This is a genomic window from Paenibacillus maysiensis (assembly GCF_000520815.1).
GTDB classification, from domain to species: Bacteria; Bacillota; Bacilli; order Paenibacillales; family Paenibacillaceae; genus Paenibacillus; species Paenibacillus maysiensis.
In genome coordinates this window covers 1-2161 of the sequence record NZ_ASRY01000287.1, presented here as the reverse complement: position 1 = coordinate 2161, position 2161 = coordinate 1, and the positions used below count along the sequence as shown (strand labels likewise).

The 2161-nt window shown below is 40.1% G+C and carries 3 protein-coding genes and 1 pseudogene; all 4 read left to right on the top strand.

Annotated features, from left to right (window positions below):
* Positions 1-601: pseudogene (locus tag L696_RS31030) on the top strand (transcriptional regulator); the annotation flags it as partial.
* A gap of 406 nt (positions 602-1007) precedes the next feature.
* Positions 1008-1175: an aspartyl-phosphate phosphatase Spo0E family protein gene (locus L696_RS29830; RefSeq protein WP_081750775.1), complete on the top strand. Its 168-nt coding sequence runs from the start codon at positions 1008-1010 to the stop codon at positions 1173-1175.
* A 43-nt stretch (positions 1176-1218) separates the two neighbouring features.
* Positions 1219-1413, top strand: coding sequence for a hypothetical protein (locus L696_RS32115; protein ID WP_025685515.1), 195 nt, complete (start codon positions 1219-1221; stop codon positions 1411-1413).
* A gap of 124 nt (positions 1414-1537) precedes the next feature.
* On the top strand, positions 1538-1912 hold the full coding sequence (locus L696_RS0121705; RefSeq protein WP_025685514.1) for a DnaJ family domain-containing protein: 375 nt from the start codon (positions 1538-1540) through the stop codon (positions 1910-1912).
* Positions 1913-2161: the final 249 nt, after the last annotated feature.

Here is a 2161-nt window from a genome sequence, read left to right as displayed (position 1 = left end):
CGATTATGAGCAAGCTCTACAATATACATACGCCTATGCTGATTTAGATTGGGTATTAGAGACGGATGAGGACACCCTGTATTGGATAAAACTGTATCAACATTGGGCAGAAGGAAATACTTACGTATACAAGCTTTTATCGGGCGATTTAAGTACGCTACACAATTATGTTAAATATATTATGTCATCGCCAGATAACACTGAAAAAGAAATGATTGCCAATCTGATAAATATTATAATGGCAGCTAATCAATATCAGATAGATGTGGATGACATACTTCTGCGTTTTGAAACGGAGGTTGATTCTATCACCCAACAGCAATCATCTGCTGATATGTATACCCATCAAGTGGTACCAGAACAAACAACGCGTTTTAAATATGAACTGGCTAAATATTACTTGAATAGAGGTAGCTACTCACATGGCTTTAAATACTTACTGGACGTTTTATCTAAATCTTTAGCCATTAACAAAGAAGACTTTTTTATTAGATGCATTAGGTTATTTGAGCAATTTAAAGAATTCTCAGACCTTAAAGCTTATGTAAAGTATGAAAGTTTAGTTAATGAAGGGCGAACGGAAAGATTATTTTATTATTAGTAGTAATTAGCTTCTCGGTGTTAGATTCCAAGCGCCATATGTAAATAACATTGAAAAGTCTGATTTATAAGCTGAACTAAAAAAAGTACATGGAAAACGAAGTAGGCGGAATGGTGCTGTACAAGCGAAAAGCGGTCGCTTTTGTCCCCGGATTTCTACCCTTATCCTAAGCTTTATTCGAGAAATTCGGGGGCGGTGGCGATGGGAAGCACCATCCGACTGCGCAGTGGCACAATAGGTAACTTTTAAGTTCAGCTTGAAGGAGTTTCGTAACATTTACCAAATTAATATAAATCGACATAAAGTGCCTCTGGAATGTTCCGGAAGCACTTTTTTTGTTGAGTGAATCATTAAATAATCCAAAAGTTGACGGTTTGCATTAGGATATGACACAGAAGGGGGAATCATGCTGATGAATCAAGGTGTGACTTTACTTCGTGTCGAGCGGGCTAGAAAAAGACTGTACCAACTCCAGAAAAAATACGGATTTTTAACGCATCCCAAAGTGATTGAACAATCCAAGAAACTGGATGATCTTTTGAATCAATACCAAACGTGCAAATCAAAATCTTAACGAACTTATTATTAGAGCAAAACTTAACCTGGAGGTAATAAAGTTGAATAAACGCAATGCTGTAACCCCTTTTGGGTGGAAAATCAAACAAAAGCTGGTTGAGAAACAAATGGACCAGAAAACATTTTGTGAGACATATCATATACCACCTAGCCGATTGTCCAATCTTATTCACGGAACACGTAAGGCCAAAAGGCATAGAACACAAGTATCCCATTTGCTGGGAATTGAAGAATAATCCCTCCCTCTTTTCCCCATGAATGCAGGACATCTTCAGGAGATTTATGCTACAGTGACGAAAGACCCCATTTTTATGATCCAATATGGTTGTACATATGTTTATACAGGAGTTGAGTTGATCTATGGGAATGTTCTACAGAATGGCAGAACAGAAAATCGTTGAAGCTATGGCGAAGGGCGAATTTGATGACTTGCAGGGAGCAGGCAAGCCGCTGGTTATTGAGGATTTATCACATGTGCCAGAGGAGCTGCGTATGTCGTACAAGCTATTGAAAAATGCGGGCATTTTACCGGAGGAGCTTCAATTGCAGAAGGAGTGCGTACAGCTACGCGATTTGCTCCATGCTTGTCGTGAGGCGGGAGAGCAACAGCAGATTAGTCGCAAGCTGACTGAAAAATCGCTTCGTCTACGCATGCTGCTGGAGGAAAGAGGGCTGAACGCTTCGTCGGTATTTTATGAATATGAGCCGGCTGTGCGTAAGCGGTTGGAGGGATAGAAGCGGAGCTTCGTCATTCGAACCATAATAATTACAGGTAGTGAAAAATTCACAATAATAAAGCAAATTCGTTGCTCGTATAGAAACAACACTTAGATTCTACGCATCTGCGTATCATTGGAGAGATTTCTTTGACAGATAAACAACTGCCTATCATTCAAATTATACCCGAGCTTAAAAATGCGCTGCAATCCCATCCGGCTGCCGTATTGATTGCACAGCCGGGCGCGGGCAAGACGACGGTTACGC

What these genes read in the sequence shown, in the direction of transcription:
- L696_RS29830 (WP_081750775.1), top strand. Translation starts at nt 1,008, where the DNA reads ATGCTGATGAATCAAGGTGTGACTTTACTTCGTGTCGAGCGGGCTAGA.
- L696_RS0121705 (WP_025685514.1), top strand. Translation starts at nt 1,538, where the DNA reads ATGGGAATGTTCTACAGAATGGCAGAACAGAAAATCGTTGAAGCTATG.